We start from the raw sequence: 17,241 nt of genomic DNA, 5'->3' as shown, positions 1-17,241 counted from the left end.
CGCCTTCGGAATGCTTGTCCCCTACTTATTCACAAAAACATCCACAGCTATTGCACAGCCCGGTGAATTCGCGTAGTCCCCAGGGGTTGACGTGAGGGGGGAGACCTCTCTAGAATTTCCGGTTCTTTCCGTCCCATTCATACGAGAGGCCCCCAATGGCCACGAAGCGCACCTACCAGCCCAGCAACCTCAAGCGTAAGCGCGACCACGGCTTCCGTGCCCGTATGAAGACCGCTGACGGCCGCAAGATCCTGTCGCGTCGCCGCGCCAAGGGCCGCAAAGTCCTGAGCGCCTGATTGCCATGCCGCACCCTGCGGCAGACGCAATCCCTTCGACAGTGAATACTGCAGACCCGCGCAAGCGATTCCCTCGCTCTGCGCGGGTTCGCACGCGTGCCGAATACTCAACGGTCTTCAACGGCGCCCGCCGTGTGTCCGATCCGCTGATGACCCTGCACTGGCTGCCGGCTGACCGGCCGGCCAGGCTGGGTCTGGCGGTTTCCCGCAAGGTCGATCCGAACGCCGTTGGGCGTAACCGGATCAAGCGCGTCCTGCGCGACATCCTGCGTCAGACACGTACCGATATCCAGCCAGGCGACTTCGTCGTCGTGGCCCGTAGTGCTGCGCGTTCCGCCAGCAACGACGAGATCCGCCAGGCCTTCCTGCGCCTGCTGCGTCGCCTGCGTGCATTGCCCGCGCCGGGCGTGGACGGCACAATGCCGCCGCCTGATGGCATCGCAACTCCTTCTTTGACCGAGCCGGCATCGCGTCCCGGCCCCGCCGAGCCTGTCCGCTGATGAACCAGACCCGCGTATTCCTCATTTTTGCCTGGCTGATGGTGGCCGTGCTGCTGTGGATGGAGTGGAGCCGTGAAAAGGCTGCTCCGACCCCGCCACCGACGACCACGTCGGCCCCGGCTGCCGTACAGAGTGTTCCGGGCGCTGCCTCGGGCAGCATTCCCAGTGCACAGGTCCCGGGCGCCCCGGGCCAGGCCGCTGTGCAGGCGCAGGCCAGTGCCACCCCGGCCAGCCAGCGCGTGACCGTCACCACGGACGTGCTGCGCCTGGTGCTTGATGGTGGCCGCGTGCTCGACGCCGAGCTGCTGCAGTTCCCGCAGACCAAGGACGAAGGCAGCCCGCCGGTTCGCCTGCTGACCGAAGACCCCGCGCATCCGTACAGCGCGATCAGTGGCTGGGCCAGCGAAGACAAGAACACCCCGGTTCCCGGCGCCGACGGCTTCAAGCTGGTCGGTGACACCAAGGACTTCGTGCTGGCCAAGGGCCAGAACGAGCTGCAGATCCCGTTCGTGTGGACTGCCGACAACGGCGTGACCATCAAGCGCACCCTGACTGTCTCGCGCAACGAGTACGCCGTGCGCTTCAAGGACGAAGTCAGCAATGCCGGCGCCGCGCCGTGGAACGGCTACGTCTACCGCACCCTGGACCGCACCCCGACCATCCTGTCGCGGAGCATGACCAACCCGGACTCCTTCAGCTTCAACGGTGCCACCTGGTACGACAACGACAAGAAGTACCAGCGTCGTGCGTTCAAGGACTACCTGGAAGACGGCACGCTCAACCAGAACATCACCGGCGGCTGGCTGGCGATGCTGCAGCACCACTTCTTCACCGCCTGGATCCCGCAGAAGGACCAGACCGCACACTACGTACTGTCGCAGGTGGCCGGTCGTGACCTGATCGAAGCGCGTGGCCCGGCCTTCACCGTGGCCCCGGGCCAGTCCACCAGCACCGAAGCCCGCCTGTGGGTCGGCCCGAAGCTGGTCAACCTGATTGCCAAGGAAGACGTGCCGGGCCTGGACCGCGTGGTCGACTACAGCCGCTTCTCGATGATGGCGGTGATCGGCCAGGGCCTGTTCTGGGTGCTGAACCAGGTGCACAAGCTGGTCGGCAACTGGGGCTGGGCGATCGTCGGCCTGGTGGTGCTGCTGAAGCTGGTGCTGTACCCGCTGTCGGCGACCCAGTACAAGAGCGGTGCCAAGATGCGTCGCTTCCAGCCGCGCATCGCGCAGCTGAAGGAACGCTATGGCGATGACCGCCAGAAGTTCCAGACCGCGATGATGGAGCTGTACAAGAAGGAAAAGATCAATCCGATGGGCGGCTGCCTGCCGATCCTCATCCAGATGCCGATCTTCTTCGCCCTGTACTGGGTGCTGGTGGAATCGGTCGAACTGCGCCAGGCGCCCTGGTTCGGCTGGATCCAGGACCTCACTGCACGCGACCCGTACTTCATCCTGCCGGTGATCAACGTGGCGGTGATGTGGTTCACCCAGAAGCTGACCCCGGCACCGGGCATGGACCCGATGCAGCAGAAGATGATGCAGTTCATGCCGCTGGTGTTCGGCGTCATGATGGCCTTCATGCCGTCCGGCCTGGTCCTGTACTGGGTGGTCAACGGCGGCCTGGGCCTGCTGCAGCAGTGGTGGATGACCAAGCGCCATGGCGGCGAGCCGGTCCCGGCCACCACCACTCCGGCCCTGGTCAAAAAGAAGTAATCGGTAGAGCCGGCCGCTGGCCGGCTGACCCCAGCAGAAGCCCGCCGCAAGGCGGGCTTTTCGCATGCGGCGGTAGAATCGCCGGCACACCGTTCCTCCCACCTTCGAGTCCGCCATGCCGCGTGCGTCGTCGTTCCGCCTGTTCCTGCCCTCGCTGTTGTTGACCCTGGTTGTTGCCGGCTGCGGCGACAAGGACGCGAAGGCGCCGGCGACCACCGTCACCCAGGCGAGCGCGCAGGCTGCGGCCGCCGCCGATCCTGCCGCTTCGCCGTTGCTGGCGGTGCTGCAGAAGCAGCTCGATGGCTACCGCCGGATCATCGTGCTGCTGGCCGACGAGGAGCAGCAGTCGACCGCCGACCGCGGCACCTCCACGCGTGTGGGACAGCAGCTGTTCCACGATGGCCTGGAACAGCGAACGACCATCGCCGCGCAGTTCGACACCCTGCTGCGCGGTTCCAGCCCGCAGCGCTTTGCCACTCTCGGCACGGTGCTGGACTACATCGAGTCTGCGCCGGAACTGTTCGACGCCGATCGCCTGGCCTTCCGTGAAGTGCTGCGTGACCTGCATGAGCGGGTCGGCACCGATTCCTCGCTGCCGGCGGTGAAGCTGCACCAGCGCATCGGTGAGGATCTGGAAGCGCTCGATGAGATCGAGCGCAACTACAACCAGGAACTGACCCGCATCTTCAGCCGCTTCGAGCGCACCCGCGCCATCGAACTGAAGCGCGAGAAGTGGGACGACTACATCGCCCACCTGCACAAGGACTACAGCCGTGAAGCGATCCTGCGCGACTACGGGGTGATCGAGCCGTATCCGATGTCGATGAAGGACAGTGACCGCGAGATCTTCGGCCGAGACCTGCCGGCCAAGACCGTGGTGCTGACCTTCGACGACGGTCCGCACAAGGCCTACACCGATGAAGTGGTGGCCATCCTCAAGCGTTACGACGTGCCGGGCGTGTTCTTCGAAGTGGGCCGCAACCTGGGCAAGGTCGAGGCCGATGGCAAGGTCAGCCTCGGCCCGATGGCGAAGATCAGCCGCAACCTGATGGAACAGGGCTATGCGGTCGGCAACCACAGCCTGACCCACGCCCAGCTGTCGCGCACCACCGGCGACGCCCTGCGCCAGCAGGTGCTGGACACCGACACGCTGCTGAAGGATGTCGACAGCAAGCGCGCGCCGCTGTTCCGCTTCCCGTACGGCGCGCGCAATGCCGAAGGCCTGCAGCTGCTCAACGAAGCCGGGCTGAAGTCGATCATGTGGAACATCGACTCGATGGACTGGGCTGACCCGGTGCCGGAATCGATCGTGCAGCGCGTACTCGACCAGGTGAACAAGGAGCAGCGCGGCATCATCCTGTTCCATGACATCCACGATCGCGCAGTGAAGGCGCTGCCGCAGATCCTCGACCGGCTGATCGCCGAGGGTTACCAGTTTGCCGGCTGGAACGGCCGCGACTTCACCGTGGCCCGTGCGCGCAAGGGTGATGCCGCTGCCGCCACCGTCACCACCGGCTACGAGAAGTCGTGGGCGATCGTGGTCGGCATCGACAACTACGCCAAGTGGCCGAAGCTGGAATACGCCAGCCATGATGCGCAGGCGGTGGCCGATACCCTGACCGGGCAGTTCCGCTTCCCGTCCTCGCAGGTGATCGTGCTGAAGAACGAGCAGGCCACGCGCAACAACATCCTCGCGGCCTTCCACGACCGCCTGGCTGACGATCGCACCGGGAAGAACGACCGCGTGTTCGTATTCTTCGCTGGCCACGGCGCGACCCGCCAGCTCGCCTCCGGGCGCGACCTCGGCTACATCATCCCGGTCGATTCTGATCCGAAGGAATTCGCCACCGACGCGATTGCGATGACCGACATCCAGAACATCGCCGAAAGCATGCAGGCCAAGCATGTGTTGTTCGTGATGGATGCCTGCTACAGCGGCCTGGGCCTGACCCGTGGCGGCCCGTCGTCGTCGTCGTTCCTGCGCGAGAACGCACGTCGCAGCGCGCGGCAGATGCTGACCGCCGGCGGCGCCGACCAGCAGGTAGCCGATGCCGGCCCCAACGGCCACTCGGTGTTCACCTGGGTGCTGCTGCAGGCGCTGGCTGGCAAGGGTGACCTCAACGGCGACGGCCTGATCACCGGTACCGAGCTGGCCGCCTACGTGGCGCCGGCCGTATCGGCGGTCTCGCACCAGACCCCGGCCTTCGGCAGCCTGCCCGGTTCGCAAGGCGGCGAGTTCGTGTTCCAGGTGCCGGACAGCCAGGAATTCCTCAATGCCGATACGCGCCAGCTGACCGCCGATGCGATCGCGCTGAACAACAAGGTGGAGGCCGCCAGCGAGGCCAAGGGCAGCCAGGCACCGGTGACGGTGGCTGACCTGCAGGGCGGCAAGGCCAAGCTGGTAGTGCCCTCCGCCGGACCGGCGTCCGACCGCCAGCGCGCGCAGCAGGCCAACGACCGTGGCCTGCAGCTGTACCGCGAGAAGCAGTACGACGAGGCAGCCGCGCAGTTCACCGAAGCGCTGAAGCTGCGTCCGGACTTCGCCCAGGCCGCCAACAACCTCGGCTTCGTCTACTACCGCCAGCAGCGCTACGTCGAAGCGGCGCGCTGGCTGGAGAACACGCTCAAGATCGATCCGTCGCGTGCGGTGGCCTATCTCAACCTGGGCGATGCCTACTTCAACGCCGGCGACAAGGCCAAGGCGAAGCGGGCCTACACGACCTACCTGGCGCTGCAGCCGCAGGGCAGTGGTGCCGCGCAGGCACGCGCGCAGCTGGAGAAACTCTGAGCCATGAATGATGCAATCCGCACCGATACCATCGTGGCCATCGCCAGTGCCCCCGGCGCGGGCGGTGTCGGCCTGCTGCGCCTGTCCGGTCCGCGCGCAGCGGCCATCGCCAACGCGTTGGGTGCGCCTGCATTGCGCCCCCGCCATGCGCACTACGCACGCCTGCGCGACGCTGATGGCGAGGTCATCGACGATGGCATCGTGCTGTGGTTCCCGGCGCCGAACAGCTTCACAGGCGAAGAGGTGGTGGAACTGCAGGGGCACGGCAGCCCGGTCCTGCTGCAGCAACTGGTCGCGCGCTGCATTGCGCTCGGTGCGCGCCAGGCGCGGCCGGGTGAGTTCAGCGAACGCGCGTTCCTCAACGGCAAGCTCGACCTGGCCCAGGCCGAGGCCATCGCCGACCTGATCGCGGCCGGCGACAACCGCGCCGCACGCGCCGCGCGACGTTCGCTGGATGGTGTGTTCTCGCGGCGCATCGACGCCGTGGTCGAGCAGTTGGTGCTGCTGCGCATCCACGTGGAAGCAGCCATCGACTTCGCCGACGAACCGCTGGATACCCTCGGTGGCGCGCAGGTGCGGCGTGGCCTGGAACAGGCGCGCAGTGATCTCGCCCTGCTGCGCCGCGACGCCGAACGTGGCCGCCGCCTGCGCGATGGCCTGCATGCCGTGCTGATCGGTCCGCCGAATGCCGGCAAGAGCTCACTGCTGAACGCGCTGGCCGGCAGCGAACGCGCCATCGTTACCGACATCGCCGGCACCACCCGCGACACGTTGCGCGAGACCATCCGCCTGGATGGCCTGGAGCTGACCCTGGTCGACACCGCCGGCCTGCGCGACGGCGGCGATGCCATCGAACGCGAAGGCATGCGCCGCGCGCACGTGGAAATCGAGCGCACCGACCTGGCGCTGATCGTGCTGGATGCGCGCGATCCGGCGGCCGGGCAGGCGGCGTTGGGTGACGCCGTGGCAGCAGTGCCGCACAAGATCTACATCCACAACAAATCGGACCTGCTCGGTGTGCTGCCGGCGCTGGACGACCCGGACCGCGTGTTCGTTTCGGCCGCCACCGGCGCCGGGCTGGACGACCTGCATGCGCGCCTGCGTTCGATTGCCTCGGCCGGGGCAGGGGAGCAGGTGGATGGCGAGTTCTCCGCGCGCACGCGCCATGTGCATGCCATCGAGCGAGCGCAGGAACACGCGCAGCGCGCCGATGGCGAGCTGGCGCACGAGCACCTGGAGCTGGCCGCCGAGGAATTGCGGCTGGCGCATGATGCGCTGGGTGAGATCACCGGGCAGATGAGTGCCGATGATCTGCTGGGAAGGATCTTCTCCAGTTTCTGCATCGGCAAGTAACACTGGGTCACATCCCCGAAGACGCTCTGATCGTCTAGCTTACCCATGACTGGCGGCAATGGGTTTCAAACCTGTGCGCGACACCTCCTTGATATCATCCCGCCATGAACCCGATTACCGACAGTGACGTGCGATCAGCTCTGCTGGGCAAGGTCATTGCTGAGCATGTCGCAAATCCAAACACGCTTGTGGTGGAGGAAATGGGGCTTGCGCGCGGCGCCTGCCGTGTCGATGTATGTGTCATCAATGGCCACCTGCACGGCTACGAGATCAAGAGTGATGTCGACACGCTGCGGAGACTCCCGTTGCAGCAGCAGTTCTACTCCGATGTCCTCGACAAGGCGACGATCGTGGTGGGTCAGCGCCACCTGGACCATGCATTGGAGACGTTGCCTGCTTGGTGGGGGGTCAGGCTGGCATCACGTGGAGCGCGCAACGCAGTGAGGCTAGAACTAGTGCGGCCTGCAAAACTCAATCCATCAGTGAGCGCGACGGCCGTCGCAGCACTCCTATGGCGCGATGAACTTTCTGCTCTGATCGGTGGGCGGACGCCGGAAAGATCAGCGCTGCGCGGCAACCGCGCAACGCTATGCGAACGACTGTCGGAGCTCTACAGTCTTGCGGAAATCCGTGCGCTGGTCAGGGAACAGTTGAAGCGCCGGTCAGACTGGCGAGGTCGCGAACAACCTTAGTCATATGGTGGTTGGTCGCCACCGTTGGCCAGGTCGAGCTTCCCCCGGTACTGGTGACACTGTTTGCGCAGTCTTCGATGTACGCATCGCCCCAGCTGTAGCCGCGCCCCATGAAGACCACCGGCAGATCGGAGACCAGGTGCCTGCACAGATCACGGTACTGGTCGCGGCCATTGCGCTTGATCTGGGTACCCACAACAATCCGCCACTGATCATCGATCGTGTACTTGATCTTGGCGTTGGGGTCGAACAGGCGCGGATCCATCAGTTCCGTCTGCGGGGAAGCGCAGCCATAGTCACCAAACCACGGCATCCGTCCAGAATGCATGCCGGCTAGCCGCGTGTACGCGCGCCATTCCCGGCGATTCACATCGCCATGTGGGCGATAGCTCGAAGAGGGGCTCAGACTGGCAGGAAAACTGCCTCCTACGATGGTGATTGATCTCCAGTCGGCCAGATCCGGAACCGCCGCAATCCATGCCTGCCAAGTCGATGCCTGCAGCGTGGGTGAGTCGGCGACGTCGGCCGAGCTATCGAGGATCAGATCCACCTGACCAGATACCACTCCCAACAGTCTCAGCAGCCCGGAGATCCGAGCAAGGCGTCCTCCTTCAAGATCATCCGGTACGAGCCGCAATCCGCAGCCACGATCATCGCGTGCGACAATGCGTGCCACCGCCTGTTGGTAGTCGACGTGCCGGTCAATGCCGGTAACGGGAATGGCCTCGCATCCCGCGGTGCGAATGAGGTCGAAGATCCGCTCCAGATGATGCTGGCCGTCCGCCATGGTGTCGTCCCCAGCAAGATAGGGCGAATCAAACAGGCAGCGGCGCGACTTCCAGTTACTGCTCAGACGTCTGCCCACATTCTTCAGGTGGTCATCGAGTGACTTGGCCGGCGCATCGTTCTCGAAGTCCCACTGCTCGATAGGGATCTCGAACAGAGGATAGATCCCATCCTTGATTCCTTCGTTGGTACGACCCACCGCGAGATACTCACCCTGTCGCCATTTGAGGATCGGCATGTACATCGGTTGTTCCATGATCTGCCCCTGACAACCCGCTTTTGGTCATTCGAGGCTAGTCGCGGGCCATATAGCGCTTCAATCAGAATTGTTTGAAGAGTGGCGGCGGTCAGATCGGAGCCCCTGCCGGCATCCGCTCCCCGCCTTCCCCCACCTGTCATATTGCCGCCGCATACTGACAGCCATCACATACCGCTTGGGGAAGTCGCAGTGAAGTCGTGGGGTTGTGCGTTGCTGTTGTCGCTGGCCGTGGCACCATCGGTGGCCATGAGTGCTGAATCCTCCACCCCGGCCGCACCCAAGGTGTCGGTCTATGGTCATCGCGGCGCAAGCGCACTGCTGCCCGAGCACACCCTGGCGTCGTACGCGCAGGCGATCGCCGATGGCGCCGACTACATCGAACCGGACCTGGTGATGACCAGGGACGGGGTGATGGTGGCCCGCCACGAGAACGAGATCGGCGGCACCACCGACGTCGCCTCGCATCCGGAGTTCGCCAGCCGCCGCACGAGCAAGGTGATCGACGGTCAGAAGGTCGACGGCTGGTTCACCGAAGACTTCACCCTGGCCGAGCTGAAGACCCTGTACGCGCGTGAGCGCCTGCCGGAGCTGCGCAGTACTGCCTACGACGGCCAGTTCCGCATCGCCAGCCTGGACGAGATCCTGGCCTTCCTGGTGCAGCAGGCCGGGCGTGCCAACCGCGGCATCGGCCTGGTGCCGGAGATCAAGCACCCGACCTACTTCCAGTCCATCGGCCTGCCGATGGAAGACAAGCTGCTGGCCGCACTGCGTGGCAACGCGTACACCAATGTCGGGCCGGTCACCATCCAGTCATTCGAGACCGCCAACCTGCGCTACCTGCGCGGGAGGATCGGCCGGGGCAGCAACATCCGGCTGCTGCAGCTGCTGTGGAAGGGCGATACCCAGCCGGCCGACATCGTCAAGGCCGGCGGCGCGCTGACCTATGCGCAGATGATGACCCCGGCCGGCCTGAAGGACATTGCCGGCTACGCCGATGGTATCGGCCCCGAGCTGCGTTCGATCATTCCACTGGATGCCAAGGGCGCGCTGGGCACGCCGACCTCGCTGGTACGTGACGCGCATGCCGCTGGCCTGATGGTGATTCCGTACACCTTCCGCCCGGAAAACCACTTCCAGCCCAGCAACCTGCGCCAGGGTGCCGACAGCGCGCGCAATGCCGAGGGATCGATCGCCGAGATGCGGGCTTACCTGGCGACGGGCATCGATGCCTTCTTCACCGACGACCCGGCACTGGGCAGGCAGGCGGTGGATGGGATGGGCGCGGCGGGGAACTGATTCTCCTGGTAGTGCCGGCCGCTGGCCGGCAACGCAAGGATTGCCAACGAAGGTTCATGAGGTTGCCGGCCAGCGGCCGGTACCACCCTCACCTCAACCGCGCGGTTCGTCCGGGCGGCGGAACGGGATCACCACGTAGTCCTGGCCCTCGCGCGGCTGCCACAATACCGGAACGCGCTGCGGTGACGGCGGCTCCAGTTCGTCGTCGGACAGCGGCTCGGCCTCGTCTTCTTCGTCTTCCCAGCTGTAGCGCTGGCGCGGTGGCAGTGGGTCGGCGTTGCGGAACAGCAGCGCGGCGATGATGCCGGCGAAGGCGCCGCCCATGTGCGACTGCCAGGACACACCATCGGCGTGCGGCAGGATGGTCATCAGCATGCCGCCGTAGAACAGCATGCCGATCAGACCGGTGGCGATCGCCGCACGGTCGCGGCGCAGCAGGCCGAGGCTGGCCAGCAGGAACATCAGGCCGTGGGTCACGCCACTGGCGCCCAGGTGCACGCTGCCCGGATTGCCCAGCATCCACGCGCCGAGGCCCGAACCCAGCCACAGCAGGGGCAGCGCGCGTACGGTGGCCTTCGGATACACGCTGCCGGCGAGCGTGCCGAGGATCAGGATGGCGATGCTGTTGGCGGCGATATGCTCGACCGAGGCATGCAGCATCGGGCCGCCGATCAGGCCGAGCAGGCCCTTGGCTTCCAGCGGTGCGACCGCCCACGGTCGCCAGTCGAACGTGCCCTGCAGGGCGAACACGGCCACCAGCACCAGCACGGCGGCCAGGCTGACATTGAACGCCCGCAGGATGCGCGAGCGATCATTGCGGGGGGGCGGCACGTCGCCGGCGGGCAGGGGCGCGTTGTTGTCCATACCTCAGCAATGGCGGTGACTGGCGCGAAACCAAGGCCACCGTAACGGGAGAGTGGAGGCGGCCGGCGGGACAATCCCACCGGCCGCACCGTTCAACGGGTCAGGCTCAGGCCTGGCCTTCGCCTTCCTTCGGCGGGTACTTCAGGCTCAGCACCACGGTGGCGGCGATGATCACCGCGACCACGCCCAGCGAGACCGGGGTCGGGATCTTGAACAGATCGATGATCATCATCTTGATGCCGATGAAGCCCAGTACCAGCGCCAGGCCGTACGGCAGCAGGTGGAAGCGGTCGGCCATGCCGGCCAGCAGGAAGAACATCGCGCGCAGGCCCAGCACCGCGAACACGTTGGAGGTGAGCACGATGAACGGGTCGGTGGTGATCGCGAAGATTGCCGGGATGCTGTCCACGGCGAAGATCACGTCGGTGACCGCAATCAGGATCAGCACCGCGAACAGCGGGGTGAACCAGCGCACGCCATCACGCTTCACGCTCAGCGCGTTGCCGGCGTAGTCCGGCAGCAGGCGCAGGTGCTTGCGCATCCAGCGCAGGGCCGGATTGGTCTCCAGGTCCGGCTCCTGGCCGGCGGCGAACCACATCTTCCAGCCGGTGAACAGCAGGAAGGCACCGAACACGTAGAGCAGCCAATGGAACTGGCTGATCAGCACGCTACCGGCGAAGATCATGATCGTACGTAGCACGATCGCACCCAGGATGCCGATGATCAGCACCTTCTGGCGCTGCTCTTCCGGCACCACGAAGTAGCTCATGATCATCAGGAAGACAAAGATGTTGTCGACCGCCAGCGCCTTCTCGACCAGGTAGCCGGTCAGGAACTCGAGGCCGACCTTGTTGGCCACGACCTGGCCGGCGGTCTCATTCAGGTAGTACCAGAGGCCGGCGTTGAACAGCAGGGCCAGCGCGACCCAGCCGATGGACCACCACAGGGCCTCCTTGAAGGTGACCTTGTGCGGTCCACCATGGCGCATCAACACGAGGTCGACCAGCAGGGCGATGACCACCACCGCTGCGAAGCCGCCCCACAACCACACGTTACCGATCGTCTGCATTGGGAATGTCCGTTGGAAAGATGAATGCCAGGCCGGACGGCGAGGATCTGCAACGGAGGATCGGGAGGGGATCCAGGGACAGAGCTTCGCCAGTACGGCGAAGGTCTCGCTCGCAGTTCCAGTCGGCTGGAACTGCCGTTGCACCGGAGCCTGCGGGCTCGAAATGACGGCGACAACGTCTGGGAGCTACTCCCCTTCTGGCGCCGATTCTGCCGTCTGGCCCCGCCGCCGTCAAATGGGGAGGCCAGGGGTCGGATCCCCAAAGGGGCTCCGACCTCATCGTCGCCACACTGGGGTCAGAGCCCCTGCGGGGATCCGACCCCGGCGCCCGGTTTACAATGGGTGGATGAATACCCCCCTTCCGATTGTCCGCCTCAAGAATGCGTGGCGCTCCAGCCACCCGTGGATCTTCCAGAAACTGGTCGAGAAGCCGACCGTCCGGCCCAAGCCCGGTTCCATCGTCGACGTGGTCGGCATCGATGGCGAGTTCATTGGCCGCGGGTTCTACAACGGGCACTCGCGCATTGCCGTGCGCATCCTTGAAACCGACCAGAACGTACCGGTGGATGCCGGCTGGTTCTCGCGCAAGATCGCCCAGGCAGTGTCGCTGCGCCGTGAGGTACTCAAGCTCGATGCGGTGTCCGATGCCTGGCGCGTCGTGCACAGTGAAGGCGACGGCCTGTCCGGCCTGGTGGTGGACCGCTACGGCGACCTCGTGGTGGTCGAGTTCTTCGCCGCCGGCATGTTCCGCCACCGCGAATGGATCTACGATGCGCTGCGCGAGCAGTTCCCCGGCTGCCGCTTCCACAGCTTCGCCGACGAGCACGTGCAGAAGCAGGAAAGCTTCGACTTCCACGGCAACACCACCACCGAAGCGTCGGTGATCACCGAGTACGGCATCAAGTTCCGCGCCGACCCGGCCGGTGCGCACAAGACCGGTTTCTTCGCCGACCAGCGCGAGAACCGCGAGTGGCTGAGCCAGCAGGTGGAAGGCAAGAGCGTGCTCGACCTGTGCTGCAACACCGGCGGTTTTGCCGTGTACGCGGCGGCGCGTGGTGCTTCGGAAGTGATCGGCATCGACATCGACGAGGACGTGATCCAGATCGCCAAGGGCAATTCGCGCCTGAACAACGTGCGTCCGAAGTTCATCCAGTCCGATATCTTCCCGTGGCTGCGCGACGCCGCCAACCGCGGTGAGCAGTACGACGTGGTGATCCTGGACCCGGCGAAGATGACCCGCGACCGCGACCAGGTCATCACCGCGCTGAAGAAGTACCTGGACATGAACAAGCTGGCGCTGGGCGTGGTCAAGCCGGGCGGCCTGTTCGCCACGTTCTCCTGCACCGGCCTGGTGGCCGAGGACCAGTTCCTCGACATGCTGCGCCGCGCGGCCTATTTCTCCGGCCGCACGATCCAGATCCTGAAGGTGGCCGGCGCCGGTCCGGACCATCCGTTCATGGCCCACGTGCAGGAATCGCGTTACCTCAAGGCCGTGTTCTGCCGCGTGGTGGACTGATTCCTGCCAGTTGAGTCGAGCTGTGCTCGACTCGCCGTACCTGATCAGTCGAGCGCGGCCCGGCTCTACAAATCCGAGGGCCACGGCGCTATGGTCGGGCTCTTCCCCATGCCGGTGAGAGCCCATGCCTTCGTTGCGCCACCTGTCCGTCGTGCTCGCCCTGGCGCTGTGCGCGCCGCTGTCGGCCCACGCCATCGAGTTCAGCGCGCAGGAGCTGGCCCGTGCCAAGGCGCTGCAGCAGCGCCTGGTCACCCTCGACAGCCACCTGGATACGCCGGCCAACTTTGGTCGCAGCGGTTTCGACATCGAGCAACGCCACGACCGCAACGCCCTTTCGCAGGTCGACTACCCGCGCATGGTCGAAGGCGCGCTGGACGGCGGCTTCTGGGCGATCTACACCGATCAGGGCGACCGCAGCGCCGCCGCGCATCTGGCCGAGCGTGACCATGGGCTGCAGCGATTGATGCAGATCCGCGAGATGCTGGCGGCCAATCCCGAGCGCTTCGCGCTGGCGCTGACCGCCGATGACGCAGCGCGGATCAAGGCTGCCGGCAAGCGCGTGGTCTACATCAGCATGGAAAACGCCAGCCCGCTGGTGGCCGACCCCAGCCTGCTGTCGTTCTATCACCGCGCCGGCCTGCGCCTGCTCAGCACCGTGCACTTCGCCAACAACGAGTTCGCCGATTCGGCCACCGATCCCAAGGGCGCGGAATGGAAAGGGCTTAGCCCGGCCGGCAAGGAGCTGGTGCGGCAGGCGGTGAAGCTGGGCATCGTGATCGACCAGTCACACGCCTCGGACGCGGTGTTCGACGACCTGCTGGCAATGATGCCGGTGCCGTTCGTGCTGTCGCACAGCTCGGCCAAGGCGGTCTATGACCATCCGCGCAATCTCGACGATGCGCGCCTGCGCAAACTGGCCAAGGCCGGTGGCGTGATCCAGGTGAACGCCTATGGCGGCTACCTGATCGATACGGCGAAGACACCCGAGCGCAAGCAGGCCGAGGAAGCGCTGAGCAAGCAGCTGGGCGGCTGGGAAGGCATGGGCATCGAGCAGGGTGTTGCGCTGCTGAAGGCCGAGCAGGCGCTGGACCACGAGCACCCGGTGCGCCACGCCAGCCTGGACGACTTCTTCGCCCACTTCGAGCACATCCTCACGGTGGTCGGCCCGGAACATGTGGGCATCGGCCTGGACTGGGATGGTGGTGGCGGACTGAGTGACCTGCCCGATGTCAGCCAGCTGCCGAAGATCACCGCGTGGCTGCTGCGCAAGGGCTATACCGAGAAGCAGATTGCCGGCATCTGGGGCGGCAACCTGCTGCGGGTGATGCGCCAGGCGCAGGATTACGCCGCAAAGCAGGGCGGTTGAAGCGCCCTGCGGTAGTGCCGGCCGCTGGCCGGCATTGCTCGTATCGACAGGATGCGAGGTGCCGGCCAGCGGCCGGCACTACCGGCGAGCCGGTTACTTCGCGATCAGTGCGTGGCGGCGGCTGTACAGGAAGTACAACACCAGGCCGGCCACGTTCCACAGCAGGAAGTACAGCTGGGTGGTGTGCGGCAGGCTGATGAACAGGTAGATGCAGCCCAGTGCAGCCAGCGGGCCGACCACGAAAGCCAGCGGCGTGCGGAAGGTGCGCTCGCGGTTCGGCTCGCGCAGGCGCAGCACCACCAGGCAGACACCCACCGCAGTGAACGCGGCAAGGGTACCGGCGTTGGCCAGTGCGGCGATCTCGTCCAGGCGCGCCACGCCGGCCAGCGCCGACACCACGACCGCAGTGAACAACGTGGTCGCCACCGGCGTGCCGGTACGTGCGTTGACCTTGGACAGGCCACGCGGCAGCAGGCCATCGCGGCTCATCACGAAGAAGATGCGGCTCTGGCCGTACAGGAAGGCCAGCAGCACGGTCGGCAGGGCGATGATCGCGATCACGCCGATCACCATTGCCGCGGTCGGATGGCCCAGCTGGCGCATGATCAGCGCCAGCGGCTCGGCGCTGTGGCCGAACACCGCGTAGCTCATCGCACCGACGGCCGCCAGCGCCACCAGCACGTAGACGATGGTGCAGCCGATCATCGAACCGATGATGCCGATCGACAGGTCGCGGCCCGGGTTCTTGGTCTCCTCGGCGGCGGTGGAGATCGCATCGAAGCCGTAGAAGGCGAAGAAGATGATCGCTGCCGCCGCCATCACGCCGTGCTCGACGCCATCGGGGCCCATCGACTTGGCAAAGCCGTACGGCATGAACGGCTGCAGGTTGGCGCTGTCGAAGGCGGGCAGGGCCACGGCGACGAAGATGGCCAGCGCGATCAGCTTGAACACCACCAGGATGGCATTGAGGGTGGCGCTCTCCTTGGTGCCGGCCATCAGCATGCCGGCCACCAGCCAGGTGATGATGATCGCCGGCAGGTTGATCATTCCGCCTTCCACGTGCGGGCCGGCTGCCAGCCAGGCCGGCAGGTGTACGTTCCAGCCGAACTGGGTGTGGACCCATTCGAGGAAGCCGACGAAGTAGCCGGACCAGCCCACCGCCACCGTACTCACCACCAGCGAGTACTCCAGGATCAAGCTCCAGCCCACCACCCAGGCAAACACCTCGCCCAGCGCGCTGTAGCTGTAGGTGTAGGCACTGCCGGCGGCCGGCATCATCGTCGACAGCTCGGCGTAGGACAGCGCCGCACAGGCGCAGACCGCACCGGCGATGGCGAAGGAGATCAGCACGGCCGGGCCGGCCAGGTTGGCACCCACGCCGATCAGCGTGTAGATGCCGGTACCGACGATGGCACCGATGCCCAGCGCGATCAGGTGCGGCCAGCTGAGCGTCGGGATCAGACGCCTGCCGGCTTCGTGGACGGTGACGGAATCTAGGGACTTGCGCCGGAACAGGGACATGCAGGCCTCGGAAGGGGTGACTAAGAACGACAAGTTCCCGAGTGTGACCGAACGCAGCGCAGCATTACCACTGACGCGGGTCATACCCGACGCGCCGCGCGCTGCACCGCGATCAGGCTGCCGGAATCGGCATAAAGCAGGCCGGACCCCCGCGCCGGGCGACGTCAGGGCATGGCGGGCCAGTGGCAGCCGTCTTCCTGCCAGGCCTCGACGTCGTCGTGAAAAGAGCTCCTGCGCCCGTCACGGGCACGCTCATAGCGCAGGTCCAGCACCAGCGCGCCCTGGGTACTCAACAGGTAGCGGCCGTTGAGGCGGCCATCGATGCGCTCTTCCCAGACGCTGTCGAACTGGTACGGGCGATCTTCGGCCAGCACCGTGCTTTGCATCGAGATCCTGCGCAGGGGCAGGCGCTTGCGCTGGCCGGCGTAGCGCACGTCGGACTGTCCGTCCTCCAGCCAGCGCCATTCCAGGTGGATGCTGCCGTTGCGACCGCCGGTCAGGCAACGATGGTCCTGTACGGTGGCGCCAGAGGCGGTGCCGGCGAACAGCAGGGCCAGGCCGAGCAGCGGCAGCCGCCCGTTCATCCGTTCAGCCCCAACCGGATGCCAAACCCCACCAGGAACAGGCCGGCCACGCGGCGCAGCGCGTCGCTGATCCGCGGGTGCTGGATCAACCGGCGACGGGCCAGGTTGCCCACACCGATCAGCATCGAGCAGTAGGCGATGCTGACCACCAGGATGATGCCGGCCAGTGCCGCGAAGGTGGCGATGCCCTGGTGTGCCTTGGGATCGATGAACAACGGCAGGAAGGCCATGTAGAACAGGATCGCCTTCGGGTTGAGCAGGCTGACCAGGATCGCCTGCTGGAAGTAGCGGCCCGGCTGCATGCGGATCGGGCCGGCATCACCGCCTTCGTGCTTCGGCGTGCGCAGCAGGCCGATGCCGACCCACACCAGGTAGGCCGCACCCAGGTACTGCACGGCGTGGAACACCAGCGGGTTGGCCTTGAGCAGCGCGGCCACGCCGGCCAGCGCGAGCCACATCAGGATCTGGTCGCCGACCAGCAGGCCGGCCAGTGCGGTGTAACCGCCGCGCACGCCACCACGGCCGGTGGCGGTCAGCAGGGTGAAGGTACCGGGGCCGGGCAGGGCGAGAAACACCAGCACGGCGACCAGAAACGTCCACAGGTCCTGGATGCCCATCCACGGCATGGCGGCGTTC

15 protein-coding genes are annotated in these 17,241 nt (G+C 65.8%); 9 read left to right on the top strand and 6 right to left on the bottom strand.

Going from position 1 to position 17,241, the window contains the following annotated elements:
- Positions 1-155 precede the first annotated feature (155 nt).
- The 6 genes from rpmH to ACS0OT_RS19900 all read left to right on the top strand — a co-directional run bounded on the left by rpmH (position 156) and on the right by ACS0OT_RS19900 (position 7,344).
- Positions 156-296 carry a 50S ribosomal protein L34 gene (gene rpmH, locus ACS0OT_RS19925; protein WP_005411729.1) on the top strand — a complete coding sequence of 47 codons (141 nt, stop codon included), beginning with the start codon at positions 156-158 and terminating at the stop codon, positions 294-296.
- A 5-nt stretch (positions 297-301) separates the two neighbouring features.
- Entirely contained in the window at positions 302-796 is a 495-nt protein-coding gene (gene rnpA, locus ACS0OT_RS19920; RefSeq protein ID WP_072168770.1) for a ribonuclease P protein component, read from the top strand.
- Positions 796-2,511, top strand: coding sequence for a membrane protein insertase YidC (yidC, locus tag ACS0OT_RS19915; protein ID WP_442255962.1), 1,716 nt, complete (start codon positions 796-798; stop codon positions 2,509-2,511). Before rnpA ends, yidC begins: the two co-directional genes overlap by 1 nt.
- A 115-nt stretch (positions 2,512-2,626) precedes the next feature.
- Entirely contained in the window at positions 2,627-5,299 is a 2,673-nt protein-coding gene (locus ACS0OT_RS19910; protein ID WP_442255961.1) for a polysaccharide deacetylase family protein, read from the top strand.
- Positions 5,300-5,302: 3 nt separating this feature from the next.
- Complete coding sequence (mnmE, locus tag ACS0OT_RS19905) at positions 5,303-6,652, top strand: tRNA uridine-5-carboxymethylaminomethyl(34) synthesis GTPase MnmE (RefSeq protein ID WP_134971194.1); 1,350 nt, start codon at positions 5,303-5,305, stop codon at positions 6,650-6,652.
- Between the two features lie 104 nt (positions 6,653-6,756).
- Positions 6,757-7,344: a sce7726 family protein gene (locus ACS0OT_RS19900; RefSeq protein ID WP_080104375.1), complete on the top strand. Its 588-nt coding sequence runs from the start codon at positions 6,757-6,759 to the stop codon at positions 7,342-7,344.
- Here ACS0OT_RS19900 and ACS0OT_RS19895 read toward each other — a convergent pair.
- Entirely contained in the window at positions 7,292-8,374 is a 1,083-nt protein-coding gene (locus ACS0OT_RS19895) for a beta family protein (protein ID WP_005421222.1), read from the bottom strand. The genes ACS0OT_RS19900 and ACS0OT_RS19895 overlap by 53 nt on opposite strands.
- 204 nt (positions 8,375-8,578) lie before the next feature.
- Here ACS0OT_RS19895 and ACS0OT_RS19890 point away from each other — a divergent pair, with 204 nt between their 5' ends.
- Positions 8,579-9,685 carry a glycerophosphodiester phosphodiesterase gene (locus ACS0OT_RS19890; RefSeq protein WP_235648712.1) on the top strand — a complete coding sequence of 369 codons (1,107 nt, stop codon included), beginning with the start codon at positions 8,579-8,581 and terminating at the stop codon, positions 9,683-9,685.
- A gap of 93 nt (positions 9,686-9,778) precedes the next feature.
- Here ACS0OT_RS19890 and ACS0OT_RS19885 read toward each other — a convergent pair whose 3' ends face one another.
- Positions 9,779-10,549 carry a rhomboid family intramembrane serine protease gene (locus ACS0OT_RS19885; RefSeq protein ID WP_005421226.1) on the bottom strand — a complete coding sequence of 257 codons (771 nt, stop codon included), beginning with the start codon at positions 10,547-10,549 and terminating at the stop codon, positions 9,779-9,781.
- 106 nt (positions 10,550-10,655) lie between these two features.
- Positions 10,656-11,618 (bottom strand): TerC family protein, encoded by a 963-nt coding sequence (locus tag ACS0OT_RS19880; protein ID WP_164093365.1) that lies wholly within the window; start codon positions 11,616-11,618, stop codon positions 10,656-10,658.
- Between the two features lie 346 nt (positions 11,619-11,964).
- Between ACS0OT_RS19880 and ACS0OT_RS19875 the strand changes: the two genes are divergently transcribed.
- Together ACS0OT_RS19875 and ACS0OT_RS19870 are read left to right on the top strand one after the other, a co-directional pair.
- Positions 11,965-13,134, top strand: a complete 1,170-nt coding sequence (locus ACS0OT_RS19875) for a class I SAM-dependent rRNA methyltransferase (RefSeq protein ID WP_049417152.1) — start codon at positions 11,965-11,967, stop codon at positions 13,132-13,134.
- Positions 13,135-13,258: 124 nt separating this feature from the next.
- Complete coding sequence (locus ACS0OT_RS19870; protein ID WP_442255959.1) at positions 13,259-14,500, top strand: dipeptidase; 1,242 nt, start codon at positions 13,259-13,261, stop codon at positions 14,498-14,500.
- A 93-nt stretch (positions 14,501-14,593) separates the two neighbouring features.
- Here ACS0OT_RS19870 and ACS0OT_RS19865 read toward each other — a convergent pair whose 3' ends face one another.
- The 3 genes from ACS0OT_RS19865 to leuE form a co-directional block, all read right to left on the bottom strand.
- Positions 14,594-16,021: an amino acid permease gene (locus tag ACS0OT_RS19865; RefSeq protein WP_252745429.1), complete on the bottom strand. Its 1,428-nt coding sequence runs from the start codon at positions 16,019-16,021 to the stop codon at positions 14,594-14,596.
- Positions 16,022-16,185: 164 nt separating this feature from the next.
- On the bottom strand, positions 16,186-16,605 hold the full coding sequence (locus ACS0OT_RS19860) for a hypothetical protein (RefSeq protein WP_053496733.1): 420 nt from the start codon (positions 16,603-16,605) through the stop codon (positions 16,186-16,188).
- Positions 16,602-17,231: a leucine efflux protein LeuE gene (gene leuE / locus ACS0OT_RS19855; protein WP_049417162.1), complete on the bottom strand. Its 630-nt coding sequence runs from the start codon at positions 17,229-17,231 to the stop codon at positions 16,602-16,604. The genes ACS0OT_RS19860 and leuE overlap by 4 nt, the downstream gene beginning before the upstream one ends.
- Positions 17,232-17,241: the final 10 nt, after the last annotated feature.

Source organism: Stenotrophomonas maltophilia group sp. RY12688 (genome assembly GCF_052149045.1).
GTDB classification, from domain to species: domain Bacteria; phylum Pseudomonadota; class Gammaproteobacteria; order Xanthomonadales; family Xanthomonadaceae; genus Stenotrophomonas; species Stenotrophomonas sepilia.
This window is presented reverse-complemented; position numbering and strand designations above follow the sequence as displayed.

Excerpts from the sequence above, each read along its gene's own strand:
- ACS0OT_RS19900 (WP_080104375.1), top strand. The coding sequence starts at position 6,757 with ATGAACCCGATTACCGACAGTGACGTGCGATCAGCTCTGCTGGGCAAG.
- ACS0OT_RS19910 (WP_442255961.1), top strand. The coding sequence starts at position 2,627 with ATGCCGCGTGCGTCGTCGTTCCGCCTGTTCCTGCCCTCGCTGTTGTTG.
- ACS0OT_RS19870 (WP_442255959.1), top strand. The coding sequence starts at position 13,259 with ATGCCTTCGTTGCGCCACCTGTCCGTCGTGCTCGCCCTGGCGCTGTGC.
- ACS0OT_RS19875 (WP_049417152.1), top strand. The coding sequence starts at position 11,965 with ATGAATACCCCCCTTCCGATTGTCCGCCTCAAGAATGCGTGGCGCTCC.
- ACS0OT_RS19860 (WP_053496733.1), bottom strand. The coding sequence starts at position 16,605 with ATGAACGGGCGGCTGCCGCTGCTCGGCCTGGCCCTGCTGTTCGCCGGC.
- ACS0OT_RS19895 (WP_005421222.1), bottom strand. The coding sequence starts at position 8,374 with ATGTACATGCCGATCCTCAAATGGCGACAGGGTGAGTATCTCGCGGTG.
- leuE (WP_049417162.1), bottom strand. The coding sequence starts at position 17,231 with ATGCCGTGGATGGGCATCCAGGACCTGTGGACGTTTCTGGTCGCCGTG.
- mnmE (WP_134971194.1), top strand. The coding sequence starts at position 5,303 with ATGAATGATGCAATCCGCACCGATACCATCGTGGCCATCGCCAGTGCC.
- yidC (WP_442255962.1), top strand. The coding sequence starts at position 796 with ATGAACCAGACCCGCGTATTCCTCATTTTTGCCTGGCTGATGGTGGCC.
- ACS0OT_RS19885 (WP_005421226.1), bottom strand. The coding sequence starts at position 10,549 with ATGGACAACAACGCGCCCCTGCCCGCCGGCGACGTGCCGCCCCCCCGC.
- ACS0OT_RS19865 (WP_252745429.1), bottom strand. The coding sequence starts at position 16,021 with ATGTCCCTGTTCCGGCGCAAGTCCCTAGATTCCGTCACCGTCCACGAA.
- rnpA (WP_072168770.1), top strand. The coding sequence starts at position 302 with ATGCCGCACCCTGCGGCAGACGCAATCCCTTCGACAGTGAATACTGCA.
- rpmH (WP_005411729.1), top strand. The coding sequence starts at position 156 with ATGGCCACGAAGCGCACCTACCAGCCCAGCAACCTCAAGCGTAAGCGC.
- ACS0OT_RS19880 (WP_164093365.1), bottom strand. The coding sequence starts at position 11,618 with ATGCAGACGATCGGTAACGTGTGGTTGTGGGGCGGCTTCGCAGCGGTG.